The following is a 15,416-nucleotide window of genomic DNA, read 5'->3' on the forward strand; positions in this document are numbered from 1 at the left end:
GCTCAACGCAACGGCAACGGCAACAGCAACAGCGGGCTATCCGCGGGATGGCGGGGCGGTGTGGGTGGGCAGGACACGCCGTAGACCCGTCCATGGGGGCTCGATGGCGCCATCCATGGCGCCAACGGTCCTGCCCACCCACACCGCCCCACCTCTGACAGATCCCTGCGGCTGTTGGTGGGTGTCGACCTTGGTCGACACATCTGTCAGATATCGAGATTCATTTGGGGTCAGATCCGTTTTCCTTCGGAAAACGGATCTGACCCCATGCCGTCCCGACAGATCGCGGAAATCTGTCGAAGGCGGGGTGGGTCCGGTTGCGGGGGCGTGAGCCGCATGGATGCGGCGACCGAGCTTACATGGACGTACTTGCAGCGGCCCCCGCAACCGGACCCAGCCCGCCATCCCTCAGGAGACCCGCCTTTGCTTCGGCTGTTGCCGTTGCCGTTGCTCTGGCCTCCACGGGTGCAGGGCCGCAGGCCCTGCCGACCAACCCATTACTTGGCAGCCGCGATCTGCTTTTCGATGTCGGCGGCGGTCACCGGGCCAAGGAAGGTGTGCGCCAGCTTGCCCTGCGGATCCAGCAGATGCGTCAACGGCAGGCCTCGCGGCGTGGCGAAGTCCGCCGGCGGATCGAACGGGTCCACGATCACGATCGGATAGGTCACCGGATGCTTGGTCAGGAACGACTGCATTTCCGGCACTTCGATGTCCTCGTAGGCCAGGCCGACCACTTCGATGTTGCTGCGCATCGCATGCAGCGCCGACAGCTCGGGCATTTCCTTGCGGCACGGGGCGCACCAGGTCGCCCAGAAGTTCACCACCACCCACTTGCCGCGATGCGCGGCCAGGTCGTAGTCGCTGCCATCCACCGCCTTCATCTTCAGCGTCGGGAACTCGGCGGTAGTGCGCTCGGCCGGGGTTTCCTCGACCGGCGCCGGAGTGGTCGGCGTCGGCGCCTGTGCCGGCGGCTGGCTGCTCGCCGGGGCTGGCTCCTGGGCCGGCTTGCAGGCCGCCAGGGCCAGCAGCAGGGTCAACGGGAGCAGCAGCGGCAACGGGGTCTTGCGGGTCATGGCATGTCTCCGGAATCGGTGTAGATGTCGCTGACCTTGCGCTTGAGGCGTTCACGCAGGGGCAGTCGCAGATCGTCCAGCGCCGCCAATGCGGCACGGCCCAGGCTGTCGTCGCGGTACGGCAGGTGCTGCTCGGCTACCGGGATGCGCAGCTGGGTGCATTCGTACAGATCGGCCAGGCTGACCTGGTCCAGGTCGCGCGCGAGCAGCCACTCGCCGCGTTCATCGCGGCGCAGCAGGCCGATCGCCTGCAGGTTGCAGGCCAGATCCTGCAGCAGCGAGTCGGTCAGCAGCGGTTCCAGGCGCAGGATTTCATCGTCGGCCAGGCCCTTGCCCTTGGCACGGGCATGGTGGAAACGACCGAGCAGGCGCAGCAGGCCGTAGAACTCGTACCCCGGCGGCAGGCGCAGTTCAACCGGCTGGTAGCGGAAGGCCGCCATCGATGAGGCCAGCGACGCGCCCAGCAGCACCGCCACCCAGCACAGGTAGATCCACAGCAGCAGGATCGGCACGAAGGCCACCGTGCCATACAGCTTCTGGTAAGACTGGAAGCTGCCCAGATAGGCGCCGATGCCCCACTTCACCAGCTCCAGGATGACCGCCGCCAGGATCGCGCCAGGCACGGCGTGCCGCCATTTCACTGTGTGATGCGGCACCACCCGGAACATCAGCGTGATGCAGACGAACTCGATCAGGATCGGCGCAAGGCGCAGCGCCAGCTCGGCCAGCCAACGGCCCTCCTGGGTACCGAACAACGGCATGGCGAACACCCGCGCCGATACCGCAAGCGATGCGGCGGCGAGCATCGCGCCCAGGGTCAATACGGTCCAATAGACCAGGAAACGGGTCAGCTTGGGCCGGGTCGAGCCGACCCGCCAGATCTGGTTGAAGGTCTCTTCCACGCTGTTGAGCGTGATCAGCAGTGAGACCACCAGTGCAATGAAACCGGCCGCCGTCAGCTGGCCGGCACTGGCCGAGAACTGCCGCAGGTAGCCCTCGGCCGCACGCGCCGCGGAGGGCACGAAGTTGGAGAACACGTAGTCGCTGAGCTGATCGCTCCAGCGGTCGAAGACGGGGAAGGCCGACAGCACACCAAATACCACGATCGCCAGCGGCACCAGCGCGAACACCGTGGTGTACGCCAGCGCCGCCGCTGCCTGGAACAGGCGGTCGTCGAGGAAGCGATGCCACAGGAAGCGGCCGAAACTGATGGCCCGTGCGCGATCCCGCGCGCGCTCCATCCACAGGTTGAGCGTATCCAAAGGTTCCATCGGCGAAAGGGTACCCGATGCGGAATGCTCGCAGGATAGCCATACTGGTAGCCACACGACGAGGAGAAGCGGGCACGATGGGCGAGATTCTGGTGCTGTACTACAGCCGGGGCGGTTCGGTGGCACGGCTGGCGCGCCAGATCGCGCGGGGCATCGGCGAAGTGCCGGGCATGACCGCGCGCCTGCGCACGGTACCGCCGGTGGCCGCCGTGACCCAGACCGCACAGCCGCCGGTACCCGACGATGGCGCCCCCTATGTAAGCGTGCAGGACCTGGTCGAATGCCAGGGCCTGCTGCTCGGCAGCCCCACCCGCTTCGGCAACATGGCCGCGCCGGTCAAGCACTTCCTGGACGGGTTGGGCGCCGAATGGGTCAATGGCACCCTGTCCGGCAAGCCGGCCGGCGTGTTCACTTCCACCGCATCCATGCATGGCGGCCAGGAATCGACCCTGCTGTCGATGCAGGTGCCACTGCTGCACCACGGCTGCGTGATCGTCGGCATCCCGTTTACCGAACCGGCGCTGAGCCACACCACCAGTGGCGGCACGCCGTATGGCGCCAGCCACGTGGCCGGCGCCGCCGACGACCCGCAGCCGACCGACGACGAAGCCGTGCTGGCGCGCGCGCTGGGGCGCCGGGTGGCCGACATCGCGCAGCGGTTGGCCCGATGAGCCGCGCGCCGCGCACGGTCCTGCTGCTGGCCCTGATGGGGCTGGCCGCGCTGTTCGCAGGCTGGTTCATCAATGACAAGCACTGGCTGGCGACCCAGCTGGTGTTCACCGCACCACCGCTGGCACTGGCCGTTGCCCTGCGCCTGGGCTGGAGCAAGGCCGGCTTCTGGGCCTCGGTGCTGGCCCTGGGCTGGTTCAGCCACGGCGTGATGAGCGCCTGGAGCCACCCGGAAACGCGCTGGCTGGCGCTGATCGAGATCGCGCTGGCGCTGCTGGTGATCTTCAGCGCCAGCCTGCCCGGCCTGCGCGCCCGCTTCGGCAAGCGACGCTGACGCTGCGGCCGCAGGGCCGTATCATCTGCATTCCTGGCCCCGCGCCGCAGTACCTGTCCTGGTTTCGCGCATGCACATGATGGAAGAGCTCCTGGTCGTCACCACCGGTGGCACGATCGACAAGATCTATTTCGACGACAAGTCGGACTACCAGATCGGCGATCCGCAGATCGGCATGATCCTGCGCGAGCTGGGCGTGACGTTCCGCTTCAACGTGATTCCGATCCTGCGCAAGGATTCGCTGCACATCAACGATGAGGACCGCGAACTGATCCGCGCCACCATTGCCGCGCAGCCGACCCGGCACGTGCTGGTGACCCACGGCACCGATTCGATGGTGCAGACCGGCAAGGTGCTGGCGACGATCCCGGACAAGACCATCGTGATGACCGGTGCGCTGAGCCCGGCACGCTTCCGCGGCTCGGATGCGGAGTTCAACATCGGTTGTGCGATCGGTGCGGTGCAGTCGCTGCCGAGCGGCGTGTACATCGCGATGAACGGGCGGATTTTCGACCCGCAGCACGTGCGCAAGAACGTGGCGGCGAACCGCTTCGAGTCGGTCTGAGGAACAGCGTGCCGACCAAGGTCGGCACCCACCCAGACAAAAACGCCCCGGCCGAAGCCAGGGCGTGCCCTTGGAGAGGGACTTGGGCTCAGTACTGGGCGTTGAGGGTCAGGCCCGAGAAGGTGCTGTACGCCTTCACCCGCACATACCAGGTGCCGGCGGCAGGGCTGTTGATGGTGCAGGTCTCGCTGTTGCCGCTCAGGTACGGACGGCAGGTGTAGGTGGTATCGGTCGGGGCACTGCCCTGGCGCACGTACAGGTCGGCATCACCGCTGCCGCCACTGATCGCCACGCGCAGCTGGGTGCTGCCGGCAGGAACGGCGACGGTATAGTTCAGCTCGGCACCGGTCGCGGCGCCCAGGCCGGTCACCGGCACGTTGTTCTGCAGCACGTTGCCGCCCGGGTTCGGGCCACCGCCATTGATCGCCGCGGCCACGGCTGCGTTGGCGTCGACGATGCCGGCGCCGCAGCCACCCGAGCACGCGCCCGGCAGCGGGCGTGCGGTGCTCTTGATGATGCTTTCGACCTGCGCCGGACTCAGCGGGCTCGGCGCCACCGACTGCATCAGTGCCACCACGCCGGCCACATGCGGCGCCGCCATCGAAGTGCCGTTGTAGGACGCATAGGTGGCGCTGCCCGGCGTGGTGGTGCCGGTGTTGAGGGTGGACAGGATGCTCTGGCCCGGGCCGGAAATGTCGATGCCGGCACCATAGTTGGAGAAGCTGGCACGCGCACCGGCCGAGGTCGTGGCCGCCACCGCGATCACGTTCGCGCAGTTGGCCGGCACCGACGAGGACACGTTGGTGTTGCTGTTGCCGGCGGCGACCACCACGGTGGTGCCGCGGCTGACCGCGCCGTTGATCGCATTCTGGTAGGTGGCCGAGCAGGTGCCGCCACCACCCAGCGACATGTTGATGACTTCGGCCGGGTTGGCATTGGCCGGCACGCCACTGACGGTGCCGCCGGAGGCCCACACGATCGCGTCGGCGATGTCGGAGGTGTAACCGCCGCACTTGCCCAGCACGCGCACCGGGACGACCTTGGCATTGAACGCAGTACCGGCCACGCCGGTGCTGTTGTTGGTCACCGCCGCCACGGTGCCGGCGACGTGGGTGCCGTGCCAGCTGGAGTTGGAGGCCGGGATGCCCGAGCCGCACTCGTTGGCGCCGTACCAGTCGCCTTCGTCGTTCGGGTTGTTGTCGCGGCCACCGCCATCGCGTGCCATCGCGGCGTCGCTGATGAAGTCATAGCCGGGCAGGATGTTGGCGTTGAGATCGGGATGGTTGGTGATGCCGGTATCGATCACGGCCACCACCACGCCGGTGCCGGTGGCCTTGTCCCAGGCCGGCTGCACGTTGATCGACGCGTTGGAGGTACCGAAGCCCCACTGTTCGCTGAAGCGGGTGTCGTTCGGGGTCAGCGTCGCACGCATGATCTGGTCGACTTCGACGTATTCCACGTTCGGGTCGGCGGCGAGCTTGCGCATCAGCAGCTCGGATTCGGCCTGGTCCAGCGGGCGGTCGGTCCTGACCAGGGTCGGGCCGACGGCCAGCTTGCGGACCTCCTGCAGGCCCAGCGCACGGCCCTGGCTGCTGGCCAGGCCGGCGGCGGCACTCTTCAGCGAAGAGGCCAGTGCGGTGGTGTTGGCCACCGGCGCACTACCGTCACGGTACTTCACGATGAAGCGCTGGTGCGTCGGCGCGGACTGCAGGCCGCTGAGCTGGACGTCACCGGCCAGCGCAGGCGTGGCCAGCAGCAGCGATGACAGAACGGACGCACCAAGGACCACCCACACTCGACGCACACGCGGTTGCGTTACCTGGGACATCGTATTTCCCTTTCTAGTGGTGTGAATGCCGGAATCGGCAGAAGCACCGGCCCGAACCATGGGCTGGCTTGCGTTGGCGAGGTTCGAAGTCCGGCGAGTCAGCGGATCCCCCTATCGATCCGCCGTGCAGATGACGCTAATGACCAAAACCGGACACCACAAGATTTTCAGCGTCTTTTCAGCAAGATGAAATGTCTGATCTGAGACTTTTCGGGTCGAGGGTTTGTGAAGGTGAAGGAACTTTCTCGCGGCCTGCACGCACCTGACTGGGTCATCACGTGTCCTGCGATGACTTTGCCGACATCGGCGTCCACTGATTCGGGGTCAGATCCCTTTTCCATGGGAAAGGGATCTGACCCCCAGGCCCATAACGCAGAAAGCCCGTCACGGGGACGGGCTTTCCAGAGGAGCCGCCGGGCATGGCCCGGCGCTACCCGTTCAACGCGGGCGATCAGCCCAGCTTGACCAGCCAGTTGTGGCGGTCCGGCAGGCGGCCGTACTGGATGTCGGTCAGTTCCTTGCGCAGCGACATGGTCACTTCGCCGGCCGGCGCGTTGATGTCGCCCACCGAGAAACCCTCACCCTTCAGCTGGCCGATCGGGGTGACCACCGCGGCAGTGCCACAGGCGAACACTTCGCTGATCGCACCGGAGGCCACGCCGTCCTTCCACTCGTCGATGCTGACCTTGCGCTCTTCGACCTTCATGCCACGGTCGCGGGCCAGCTGCAGGATGCTCTCGCGGGTGATGCCCTCGAGGATGCTGCCGGACAGTTCCGGGGTGACCAGCGTGCCGTCCTTGTAGACCAGGAACACATTCATGCCACCCAGTTCTTCCAGGTACTTGCCCTCGACCGGGTCGAGGAACAGCACCTGCGAGCAGCCCTGTGCCTGTGCCTTCTGCTGCGGCAGCAGCGAAGCGGCGTAGTTGCCACCGCACTTGGCGGCACCGGTGCCGCCCTTGGCCGCACGCGCGTACTCCGTCGACAGCCAGATCGACACCGGAGCGACGCCCTTGGCGAAGTACGGGCCGGCCGGGCTGGCGATGACGTAGTAGCCGGCCTTGTGCGCGCCGCGCACGCCGAGGAAGGCTTCGTCGCCGATCATGAACGGACGGAAGTACAGGCTCGACTCATCGGCCGACGGCACCCAGGCGCTGTCGACGGCAATCAGCTGCTTCAGCGATTCGACGAAGATCTCCACCGGCAGTTCCGGCAGCGCCAGGCGCTGCGCCGAACGCTGCAGGCGACGGCCATTGGCGTCGGGGCGGAAGGTCCAGATCGAACCGTCGGCGTGGCGGTAGGCCTTGATGCCTTCGAAGATTTCCTGGCCGTAGTGCAGGACTGCCGCGGCCGGGTCCAGCTGCAGCGGGCCGTAGGCACGCACGTTGGCGTTGTGCCAGCCGGCATCCTTGTCCCAGCGCACTTCCACCATGTGATCGGTGAAGTGCAGGCCGAAGCCCGGCTTCTCCAGGATCTTGGCGCGCTCTTCAGCGCTGCGCGGGTGGTCCGAACGGGTGACGGCGAAGCTGGGAATGGACTGGGACACCGGAGGATTCCTGTTCTGGTTGCGGGTAGTGCCGAGCCCGCGTCACTGCGGGCCCTGGGTCAAAGCATGCCGGTCTCGAGCCGCGCCGCCTCGGACATCATGTGCTGGTTCCACGGCGGGTCGAACACCAGGTCGACGTCGGCCTCGGCCACCGTCGGGATCATTTCGAGCTTGCTGCGCACGTCGTCGACCAGGATCTCGCCCATGCCGCAGCCCGGTGCGGTCAGGGTCATCTTCACGTCGATCTCGCGCTTGCCTTCGTCCAGGTGCTTGATCTCGACTTCATAGACCAGGCCCAGTTCGACGATGTTGACCGGAATTTCCGGGTCGAAGCAGGTACGCAGCTGCTGCCACACCAGCTGTTCCACCTGCTCATCGGTGGCGTCGGCCGGCAGCTCGAGCGGTGCAGGCGCCTCCTTGCCGATGGCGTCGCCGTCCTTGCCGGCGATGCGGAACAGGTTGCCCTCGACGAACACCGAATAACTGCCGCCCAGCGCCTGGGTGATGTACCCATAGCTGCCGGCAGGCAGGGTCACGGTATCGCCCTGCGGGACCATCACGGCCTCGCAATCGCGTTCGAAGTGGACAGGTTCGCTGCTACGGGAATACATGGGGACCGATATGGGGCCGTGGCCGGGGCCACGCAAGACGGCATTCTAGCCCAGCCGCCCCGGCACCGCCGGTGCACTGCGGCAAACCACAGTATCCTGTGGGTGATCTTCAGGGAGCTTCGATGTCCTCCAATGCCGCGCGTGCCAGGACCGTCACCTGGCTCTGGCCCCTCATGCTGTTGCTGGGTCTGCTTGTTGCTCCCCTCGCCTGGATGGTCCTGGCGCTGATGACCGGCCGACAGGTCGGCTGGATGGCGGTAGTGTCCGCCCTGGAACTGGTGTTCATGCTGCGCCTGGGCACACTGGGCCCGGGCCGGCTGCGCATCGCCCTGGTCGTGCTGGGCACCCTGCTGGTGGCCGCCGTGGCCAACTGGGCCATCGCCAGCGCCTGGATGGGCGGCTCGATCGGCCTGGACCTGTGGGACGCCACCACGCGGATGGGCCCGCACCTGGCCTGGACCCTGGTCACCCTGGCCAACGGCGCGATGGAATGGCTGTGGCTGGCCGTGGCCGTGGTCTTGGGCGCCTGGCTGGCGCGCTGAGCGCACCGGCAGGTAGTGCCGGCCGCTGGCCGGCAAAGGGGTCAGAGCCCATTCCTGCGGAAAGGGATCCGACCCCGGCCCTCAATGCCCGCCGTCGAGCGCCTTCAGCTCGCTCACCAGCGATGCGGCCGCTTCAGCGCCGTCGCCGTACAGCATGCGGGTGTTGTCAGCGTAGAACAGCGCATTCTCGATGCCGGCGAAGCCGGTGCCCTTGCCGCGCTTGATCACCACCACGTTGCGCGCATTGACCACATCCAGCACCGGCATGCCGTAGATCGGGCTGGCCGGATCAGTACGCGCGACCGGATTGACCACGTCGTTGGCACCGATCACCAGCACCACGTCGGTGTTGGCGAACTCCGGGTTGATGTCGTCCATGTCGGCGATCAGGTCGTAGGGCACACCCGCTTCGGCCAGCAGTACGTTCATGTGCCCGGGCATTCGCCCGGCGACCGGGTGGATGGCGAACTTCACCTTCACCCCGCGCTGGCCCAACCGCTGCGCCAGCTCCCAGATCTTGTGCTGCGCCTGTGCCACGGCCATGCCGTAACCCGGCACGATCACCACGCGTTCGGCGTAGGCCATCATCGCCGCGACGTCCGAGGCTTCAATCGGCTTCTGCGCGCCGGTGATCGCCTGCGCTTCGCCACCGGCGCCGCCGCCGAAGTTGGAGAACAGCACGTTGCGGATCGGCCGGTTCATCGCCTTGGCCATCAGCCGGGTCAGCAGGATGCCGGCCGCGCCGACCATCATGCCGGCGATGATCAGCGCCTCGTTGCCCAGCACGTAGCCTTCGAACGACACCGCCAGGCCGGTGAATGCGTTGTACAGCGAGATCACCACCGGCATGTCGGCGCCACCGATCGGCAACGTCATCAGCACGCCCAGTGCCAGTGCCAGCACGAAGAAGGCGACGATCGCCCAGGTGTCGAGCGTGCTGGCCGCGATGATCGCCAGCACCACCACCGCCAGTGCCACCACCAGGTTCATCACCTGCTGGCCGGGCCAGGTCACGCGCTTGTCGAGGCGGCCATCGAGCTTGGCCCAGGCGATCACCGAGCCGGACAGCGACACCGCGCCGATCGCCGCACCAATCACCGCCAGCAGCAGCACCGTGCCCGACGGCTGGCGTGCGGCCAGGTCGGCCAGCGCCTGTGCGCTCCAGTGGCTGGTATCGCGGTTGGCCAGGAAGGCGTAGCGCAGCAGTTCCACCGCGCCGATCGCCGCCGCCGAGCCACCGCCCATGCCGTTGTACAGCGCCACCATCTGCGGCATGTCGGTGATGGCGACCTTGCCGGCCGACCACCAGGCCAGGCCCGCGCCCAGCAGCAATGCCACCAGGATCAGTGGCACGTTGTGCAGTTCGGGCAGGAAGAAGGTCGCCGCGGTGGCCAGCAGCATGCCCAGCCCGGCCCAGCGGATGCCACTGCGCGCGGTCAGTGGCGAGGCCATGCGCTGCAGGCCCAGCAGGAACAGCGTGGCGGCGACGAGGTAGCTGGCCTTGACCAGCCAGTCGAGCAGTTCGACGGTGCTGATGTTCAAGCCTGCGGCTCCTTCGGTTCGTCCTTGCCGCCCTTGGGCGCGCTCGGCTTGAACATTTCCAGCATGCGCGCGGTGACCACGTAGCCACCGGCGGCATTGCCGGCACCGAGCACCACGGCGAGGAAGCCCAGCGCCTTCTCCAGCGGCGTCTGCGCATGCCCCAGCACCACCATCGCGCCGATCAGCACGATGCCGTGGATGAAGTTGGAGCCCGACATCAGCGGGGTGTGCAGGATCACCGGCACCCGCGAAATGATCACGTGGCCGGCGATGGCCGCCAGCATGAAGATGTACAGCGCCACGAACCCGTCACTCACTGGCAACGCTCCCGCTCTGTCTTCGTCGCCCCATCATAACCACGGGCTGAACCCGTGCGCACCCGGCGTCAACCGCGGCGGCGCTCACGCGTTGTAGATGGTGACCCCGAGCGAGGAACCGTACCCTGTGCTGGTGAGCAGCCCCCTCTCCCCGAGCGCCGAGACCGATGCCCTGCCGGCATCGCTGGAAGCGTTCCTGGCCAGCGTCGGCCCGCGAGCGTTCCGCTTCGCCGAGGCCGGCCTGCGCCAGCGCGAAGACGCCATGGACGCGGTGCAGGACGCGCAGCTGCGCATGCTGGATTACGCCGACAAGCCGGCCGCCGAATGGGCGCCGCTGTTCTGGAGCATCCTGCGCCGCCGGGTGATCGACATGCAGCGCCGGCGCCGCTTCCGCCTGCCGTTCTGGCGCGACAACCAGGACGCGGAAGGCAGCGAGATCGACTGGGCCGACCCCGGCCCGGACCCGGCACAGGCGCATGAGCAGCGCCAGCAGTACCAGCAGCTGGTGGACGCGTTGCGCACCCTGCCCGCCCGCCAGCGCGAAGCCTTCACCCTGCGTGTGCTGCAGGACCTGGACGGGGCCACCACTGCCCGCGCCATGGGCTGCAGCGAAGGCGCGGTAAAAACCCATCTGGCACGCGCCCGGCAGGCGCTGCAGGACTATCTGGAGACCCACCCGTGAACCGCTCCCTGCCTTCCGATGACACCCTGCGCAGCCTGCATGCGCAGTCGCTGCAGGCGCTGTCGCCGGCCACGCTGGCACGGCTGCGCCTGGCGCGCCACGGCGCCACGGCCGCCCATCGCGGACGCTGGCGCTGGTGGCTGGCCAGCGCCTGTTCACTGGTCGTGGCACTGGGCATTGGCCTGCAGTTCACCGGCCATGGCACGCTTGCGGGCCCGGCGCCGGCCCCCGTGCTTGCTTCAGTGGAAGACAACGGCGCGCTCTACGACGAGAATCCCGATCTGTACCTGTGGCTGGGCGATACCGACCTGGCGATGGAGTGAATCATGTCCCGACTGCCTACCCTGCCGCTGCTGTTGACCCTTGCGCTGCTGCCGGCCGTTCCGGCACTGGCGCAGAACGCCACGCCCGCCCCTGCCGCACGTCCCGCACCGGCCACACCGTTGCCTGCGTGGGAGCAACTGAGCGAACCCCAGCGCGAATCCCTGCTGGCGCCGCTGCGCGACCGCTGGAACAGCGCCGATGCCGGCCAGCGCCAGCGCATGCTGTCGCACGGCCAGCGCTGGCAATCGATGAGCCCGGAGGAGCGCGACAAGGCCCGCCGTGGCCTGCGCCGCTTCGAGCACATGAGCCCCGAACAGCGCGAGCAGGCAAGGGCCCTGTTCGGGCAGATGCGCAACATGCCGCCGGCACAGCGCGACGCGCTGCGCGAGCGCTGGTCGCAGATGACGCCGGAGCAGCGCAAGGACTGGGTGCGCGACAACCCACCGCCGGCAAAGCCGCGGTAAGCCTTCGGGATACCGGGTCAGATCCCTTTGCCAGAGGCAAAGGGATCTGACCCCATGTCACTCACGCCTGCCAGCGCGTCTTCGCCAGCAGCTCGTCGTCCCAGTCGAAACCGAGCTGCCCCTCGCGCACGAACAGCGCAACGAAGTTGAGCAGGTTGCGCGCATACATCTCACTGGCCTGGGTCGCGCCGCGACTGGCCAGGCCCAGCGGGCCATCGATGGTCACGCCCTGGTGTTCGATGCACTGCCCCGGCTGGGTCAGCGCGCAGTTGCCGCCGCTCTCGGCCGCCAGATCCACGATCACGCTGCCGGTGGCCATGCCCTCCACCATTGCGGCGGTCACGATGGTCGGCGCCGGGCGGCCCGGCACCGCAGCCGTGCAGATCACCACGTCCACGCTGCGCAGGTGGTCGGCCAGCCGACGCTGCTGCTCGGCGCGCTCCTCATCGGTCAGCGCCCGCGCATAGCCGCCCTCGCCCGCCGCGCTCACCCCGAGGTCGAGGAAGCGCGCGCCCAGTGACTGGATCTGCTCGCGGGTTTCCGGGCGCACGTCGAAACCTTCCACCTGTGCACCGAGACGACGTGCGGTGGCGATGGCCTGCAGGCCCGCTACGCCGGCACCGATCACCAGCACCTTGGCCGGCCGCACGGTGCCGGCGGCGGTGGTCAGCATCGGGAAGAAGCGCGGCGCGCGTTCGGCGGCGATCAGCGCGGCCTTGTAGCCGGCCATGCCGGCCTGCGAACTGAGTACATCCATCGCCTGCGCACGGGTGGTGCGCGGCAGCTGCTGCAGCGGGAACAGCTGCAGGCGATCATCGACCGCCAGCGCGGCCAGCGCCGGATCGTTGGCCGGGGCCAGCAGGCCGACCACGCTGGCACCGGGCCTGAGCTGCTCCAGCACCGTCGCAGGAGGTGCCTGCACGCACAGCAGGATATCGATCTCGGCCCAGCGGCCCGCGTCGAAGGCACCTGCGCCGGCATCGTCATAGGCGGCATCGGTGAAGCCGGCGGCCAGCCCGGCGCCGGCCTCGTACCAGACCGTAATGCCGAGGGCACCGAGCTTGCGCGCGGTTTCCGGCGTCAACGCCACGCGCCGTTCACCCGGCGCGGTCTCCTTGATCCCCAGCAACGCCACGGCCATGCAGGTCCCCGCTGATCGGTGAGTTTTCCCGATCCTAGCAGGCAGCCCGCACTCAGTGCAGGGTGGCGCTGCCCGGGTCGAGGCGGTCGATCACGCCCTGCATGGCGCTGTCGAAGGCCCCATCGTCAACGTGGGCACGCAGGCGGCCCAGCCGCACCATCACCGCCAGCTCTTCCGGCGAGGCCACGCAGAAGCGCACGCCGCGACGGTTGACGAACAGCAGGCGCGAGGAAATCGGGCTGACCCAGGACAGCTTGCCCGCCTGGACCTTGCCGTCCTTGTCGACGAAGTCCAACCAGTTGCCGATTTCCATGCGTCGGAAGCGGTCGGCATCGGCGTTGTCGAAATCATCGGCGTCGATCTGCCCGCTGAGCTCCACCGCTGGCGATTCAGCCACCGGCGGTGCCGGCAGTGCGACCTGCGGCAGCTCGGGCAGCGCGCGCTGCAGTTCCGGCCGCGACTCGGCGATGCCCTGCAACGTGTCATGCAGGGCGTCAATCGCCCCGGTAGCCGCATCGCCGTGCACGCCGACGCTGGCAAACACCTTGGCCAGCACCGGCTGCCAGGCCTGCAGCCACGGCTTGCCGACAATCTGCCGGCGGGCCTCGGCCACTTCCTCCAGCAGGCCGTCGCCGAGGCTCAGTGCCTCGGCCACCGACGCTCCTTCTTCGCCCTCGCGCAGCAGCGCCAGGGTCAGGTGGTGCTGCCAGGGCTGGCGCAGGAACTCGGCAATGGCCGGCGGCAGGGTGGCATCACCGATGCGACGATCCAGTTCCGCACTGGCCCGGCTGCGGGCCATTTCCAGCTTTTCCTGCCCGCGCTGCGTTTCCGCGGCACGGCGCTCGGCGATTTCCACGCGGCGGCGATGCTGCACCAGAAACTCGCGGAATTCTTCTTCCAGGGTCAGGAAGATCGCCAGGTTCTCGTTGAACTCGGCCACCAGGCGCTCGATGATCTCCTCGACCTTGGCCATCAGCATGCGCTCGGCCTGGCTCTCGCCGGTGTTGCCCTCGCAGGCCTCGGCCAGCGAGTTGAGCAGCTTGCGCGCCGGATGGGTCTTCTGCACGAACATGCGGCGGTCGAGCATGGCGACCTTGACGAAAGGCACCACCAGGCGCCCGATCAGTTCGCGCGAGCGGCCTTCCAGTTCACGTTCATCCAGCATCACGTCGAACAGCATGCCGACCAGGTCGATCGCATCCTCGTCCTGCGGATCCAGGCGGGTCTGGCCAGGATCCACGCCAAGCTGGGTGGCGCTGGACAGCACTTCGCTCTTCAGCCGTTGCGCCAGCGATTCGCCGTCCTCGCCGATGGCTGCACGCAGCGTCGCACTGGGCGTGGCCTGCAGCAGCGACAGCACCGACATCATTTCGCGCTGGCTGAGCGGACGCTGCTGGCCGATCGCCACCTGTGCGGCCGACGTCGCGTCCTCACGCACATGGCGGGTCTGCTGCAGCAGTTCGTGCAGCGCTTCCAGCAGCATGCCCTGCTGGCCTGCGTAGGCCTCGCCGGCGCCACCTTCCTCGCCCCCCAGGTGCTGCTGCATGTGGCCGCGGCGCTCGGACCAGCGCGCGGCAAAGCGCTGCGCCCAGGCCGGTGCGGCCTGTTCGTCGTCGCTGAGTCCGGGATCGAAGCCTGCAGCCTGTCGCTGTTCGACCAGATCATCCAGCACCCCGGCCATGCGCGGATCCGGCGCGGCCGACAGCGGGCGCTGCGGCGCACCCATCTGCGACATCACCCCGGCCGCGGCCAGCTGCTCGTCCAGCTTCTCGTAGATGCGGCCGACCGGAGCGCGCAGGTCGCGCTCGCACAGCTTGATCAGCACCAGATGTACTTCCGGGGCCAGTTCGCAGCCGGCAAAGGCCTCGTGGATGGCCACGCCCAGATGCTCGGGGCTGATCGGATTGTGGTCGGCGTCCAGTTCCGCGCTGCCGATCAACCGGCCCAGGCGACGGTCCAGCCGCGCCAGCACCGGCTTGAAGTCGCGCAGCAGCACAGTGGCGAAATTGCGCACCGCCAACCGCGATTCCAGTACGTGTTCGGCCAGCAGGCTCAGGCCATCCTCGGCGGGTCCGGACAGGGTCGCCTCGGCCGACAGCGGCTCACCGGCCGCCAAGGCGGTCCAGGCCTGCTGCAGGTGGCCGGCAAAGGCCGCAGCGATGTCCTCACGGCGGCGGCGCAGTTCGCGCATCGCGTCCAGGAACAGCAACTGCGACGAGCCGGCATTGCCGGCACGGTCGAACAGGGCATCGTCGAAACGCGCCAGTGCGGCCCCGAAGGCCTGGCACAGCGCCGGCAGGACCATGTCCCGGGCAAGCTGGAGCTGGGCCGGGTCACGGCCCGGCGATCCCATCGGTGTGGGCACGCTCATCATTCGGGAAGGCTCCCCACCTTCTCTGGTACGACAGACAGCATGGACATCGCGACGACCGGCACACCCCATGTACCGGAACGTCGATGGTAGGCCGGCCAGCCCGTCACGGACAGTGAAACAGTCCTCACTTCAA

At 68.0% G+C, this 15,416-nt stretch carries 16 protein-coding genes; 7 read left to right on the forward strand and 9 right to left on the reverse strand.

Annotated features, from left to right (window positions below; translation table 11 throughout):
* Window positions 1-497: 497 nt before the first annotated feature.
* Window positions 498-1,073: a TlpA disulfide reductase family protein gene (locus DFO63_RS14930; RefSeq protein ID WP_014036077.1), complete on the reverse strand. Its 576-nt coding sequence runs from the start codon at window positions 1,071-1,073 to the stop codon at window positions 498-500.
* Complete coding sequence (locus DFO63_RS14935) at window positions 1,070-2,344, reverse strand: YihY family inner membrane protein (RefSeq protein WP_119007250.1); 1,275 nt, start codon at window positions 2,342-2,344, stop codon at window positions 1,070-1,072. The genes DFO63_RS14930 and DFO63_RS14935 overlap by 4 nt, the downstream gene beginning before the upstream one ends.
* Before the next feature lie 77 nt (window positions 2,345-2,421).
* On the opposite strand from DFO63_RS14935, the gene wrbA reads away from it, so the two are divergent.
* From wrbA to DFO63_RS14950, 3 genes are all read left to right on the forward strand, one after another.
* Window positions 2,422-3,015, forward strand: a complete 594-nt coding sequence (gene wrbA / locus DFO63_RS14940) for an NAD(P)H:quinone oxidoreductase (protein ID WP_012510135.1) — start codon at window positions 2,422-2,424, stop codon at window positions 3,013-3,015.
* Entirely contained in the window at window positions 3,012-3,347 is a 336-nt protein-coding gene (locus tag DFO63_RS14945) for a DUF2069 domain-containing protein (RefSeq protein ID WP_049443163.1), read from the forward strand. The genes wrbA and DFO63_RS14945 overlap by 4 nt, the downstream gene beginning before the upstream one ends.
* Before the next feature lie 79 nt (window positions 3,348-3,426).
* On the forward strand, window positions 3,427-3,912 hold the full coding sequence (locus DFO63_RS14950; RefSeq protein WP_010481766.1) for an asparaginase domain-containing protein: 486 nt from the start codon (window positions 3,427-3,429) through the stop codon (window positions 3,910-3,912).
* 88 nt (window positions 3,913-4,000) lie between these two features.
* Here the strand turns inward: DFO63_RS14950 and DFO63_RS14955 are convergent, their stop codons facing one another.
* The 3 genes from DFO63_RS14955 to sufT all read right to left on the reverse strand — a co-directional run bounded on the left by DFO63_RS14955 (window position 4,001) and on the right by sufT (window position 7,897).
* Window positions 4,001-5,740 (reverse strand): S8 family peptidase, encoded by a 1,740-nt coding sequence (locus tag DFO63_RS14955; protein WP_049443162.1) that lies wholly within the window; start codon window positions 5,738-5,740, stop codon window positions 4,001-4,003.
* 451 nt (window positions 5,741-6,191) lie between these two features.
* On the reverse strand, window positions 6,192-7,286 hold the full coding sequence (locus DFO63_RS14960; protein WP_049443161.1) for a branched-chain amino acid aminotransferase: 1,095 nt from the start codon (window positions 7,284-7,286) through the stop codon (window positions 6,192-6,194).
* A gap of 59 nt (window positions 7,287-7,345) precedes the next feature.
* The gene (gene sufT, locus DFO63_RS14965; RefSeq protein ID WP_005415385.1) at window positions 7,346-7,897 is read right to left on the reverse strand and encodes a putative Fe-S cluster assembly protein SufT; all 552 of its coding nucleotides are present in this window, start codon (window positions 7,895-7,897) and stop codon (window positions 7,346-7,348) included.
* Window positions 7,898-8,019: 122 nt separating this feature from the next.
* Here sufT and DFO63_RS14970 point away from each other — a divergent pair, with 122 nt between their 5' ends.
* A complete protein-coding gene (locus DFO63_RS14970; RefSeq protein ID WP_049443160.1) occupies window positions 8,020-8,439 on the forward strand; it encodes a hypothetical protein in 420 nt (139 codons plus the stop codon).
* 81 nt (window positions 8,440-8,520) lie between these two features.
* Here the strand turns inward: DFO63_RS14970 and DFO63_RS14975 are convergent, their stop codons facing one another.
* Window positions 8,521-9,981: an NAD(P)(+) transhydrogenase (Re/Si-specific) subunit beta gene (locus DFO63_RS14975; protein WP_119007251.1), complete on the reverse strand. Its 1,461-nt coding sequence runs from the start codon at window positions 9,979-9,981 to the stop codon at window positions 8,521-8,523.
* Window positions 9,978-10,298 carry an NAD(P) transhydrogenase subunit alpha gene (locus tag DFO63_RS14980; protein ID WP_005408173.1) on the reverse strand — a complete coding sequence of 107 codons (321 nt, stop codon included), beginning with the start codon at window positions 10,296-10,298 and terminating at the stop codon, window positions 9,978-9,980. Before DFO63_RS14980 ends, DFO63_RS14975 begins: the two co-directional genes overlap by 4 nt.
* A gap of 97 nt (window positions 10,299-10,395) precedes the next feature.
* Here DFO63_RS14980 and DFO63_RS14985 point away from each other — a divergent pair, with 97 nt between their 5' ends.
* From DFO63_RS14985 to DFO63_RS14995, 3 genes are read left to right on the forward strand one after another with little or no spacing between them, the layout of a single operon-like run.
* The gene (locus DFO63_RS14985; protein ID WP_119007252.1) at window positions 10,396-10,980 is read left to right on the forward strand and encodes an RNA polymerase sigma factor; all 585 of its coding nucleotides are present in this window, start codon (window positions 10,396-10,398) and stop codon (window positions 10,978-10,980) included.
* Window positions 10,977-11,303: a hypothetical protein gene (locus tag DFO63_RS14990; RefSeq protein ID WP_014036067.1), complete on the forward strand. Its 327-nt coding sequence runs from the start codon at window positions 10,977-10,979 to the stop codon at window positions 11,301-11,303. The genes DFO63_RS14985 and DFO63_RS14990 overlap by 4 nt, the downstream gene beginning before the upstream one ends.
* 3 nt (window positions 11,304-11,306) lie before the next feature.
* A complete protein-coding gene (locus DFO63_RS14995) occupies window positions 11,307-11,768 on the forward strand; it encodes a DUF3106 domain-containing protein (protein ID WP_049443157.1) in 462 nt (153 codons plus the stop codon).
* Window positions 11,769-11,829: 61 nt separating this feature from the next.
* Here the strand turns inward: DFO63_RS14995 and DFO63_RS15000 are convergent, their stop codons facing one another.
* Together DFO63_RS15000 and DFO63_RS15005 are read right to left on the reverse strand one after the other, a co-directional pair.
* Complete coding sequence (locus tag DFO63_RS15000; protein WP_119007253.1) at window positions 11,830-12,909, reverse strand: NAD(P) transhydrogenase subunit alpha; 1,080 nt, start codon at window positions 12,907-12,909, stop codon at window positions 11,830-11,832.
* A 52-nt stretch (window positions 12,910-12,961) separates the two neighbouring features.
* The gene (locus DFO63_RS15005) at window positions 12,962-15,283 is read right to left on the reverse strand and encodes a DUF1631 domain-containing protein (RefSeq protein WP_101764961.1); all 2,322 of its coding nucleotides are present in this window, start codon (window positions 15,281-15,283) and stop codon (window positions 12,962-12,964) included.
* Between the last annotated feature and the right edge of the window lie 133 nt (window positions 15,284-15,416).

It is taken from the genome of Stenotrophomonas sp. AG209, from assembly GCF_003550055.1.
Taxonomy (GTDB): Bacteria; Pseudomonadota; Gammaproteobacteria; order Xanthomonadales; family Xanthomonadaceae; genus Stenotrophomonas.

Bases quoted from the DNA above. Each gene is read 5' to 3' on its own strand.
- DFO63_RS14935 (WP_119007250.1), bottom strand. From the start codon at position 2,344: ATGGAACCTTTGGATACGCTCAACCTGTGGATGGAGCGCGCGCGGGAT.
- DFO63_RS14950 (WP_010481766.1), top strand. From the start codon at position 3,427: ATGGAAGAGCTCCTGGTCGTCACCACCGGTGGCACGATCGACAAGATC.
- wrbA (WP_012510135.1), top strand. From the start codon at position 2,422: ATGGGCGAGATTCTGGTGCTGTACTACAGCCGGGGCGGTTCGGTGGCA.
- DFO63_RS14930 (WP_014036077.1), bottom strand. From the start codon at position 1,073: ATGACCCGCAAGACCCCGTTGCCGCTGCTGCTCCCGTTGACCCTGCTG.
- DFO63_RS15000 (WP_119007253.1), bottom strand. From the start codon at position 12,909: ATGGCCGTGGCGTTGCTGGGGATCAAGGAGACCGCGCCGGGTGAACGG.
- DFO63_RS14995 (WP_049443157.1), top strand. From the start codon at position 11,307: ATGTCCCGACTGCCTACCCTGCCGCTGCTGTTGACCCTTGCGCTGCTG.
- DFO63_RS14970 (WP_049443160.1), top strand. From the start codon at position 8,020: ATGTCCTCCAATGCCGCGCGTGCCAGGACCGTCACCTGGCTCTGGCCC.
- sufT (WP_005415385.1), bottom strand. From the start codon at position 7,897: ATGTATTCCCGTAGCAGCGAACCTGTCCACTTCGAACGCGATTGCGAG.
- DFO63_RS14945 (WP_049443163.1), top strand. From the start codon at position 3,012: ATGAGCCGCGCGCCGCGCACGGTCCTGCTGCTGGCCCTGATGGGGCTG.
- DFO63_RS14955 (WP_049443162.1), bottom strand. From the start codon at position 5,740: ATGTCCCAGGTAACGCAACCGCGTGTGCGTCGAGTGTGGGTGGTCCTT.
- DFO63_RS15005 (WP_101764961.1), bottom strand. From the start codon at position 15,283: ATGATGAGCGTGCCCACACCGATGGGATCGCCGGGCCGTGACCCGGCC.
- DFO63_RS14985 (WP_119007252.1), top strand. From the start codon at position 10,396: ATGGTGACCCCGAGCGAGGAACCGTACCCTGTGCTGGTGAGCAGCCCC.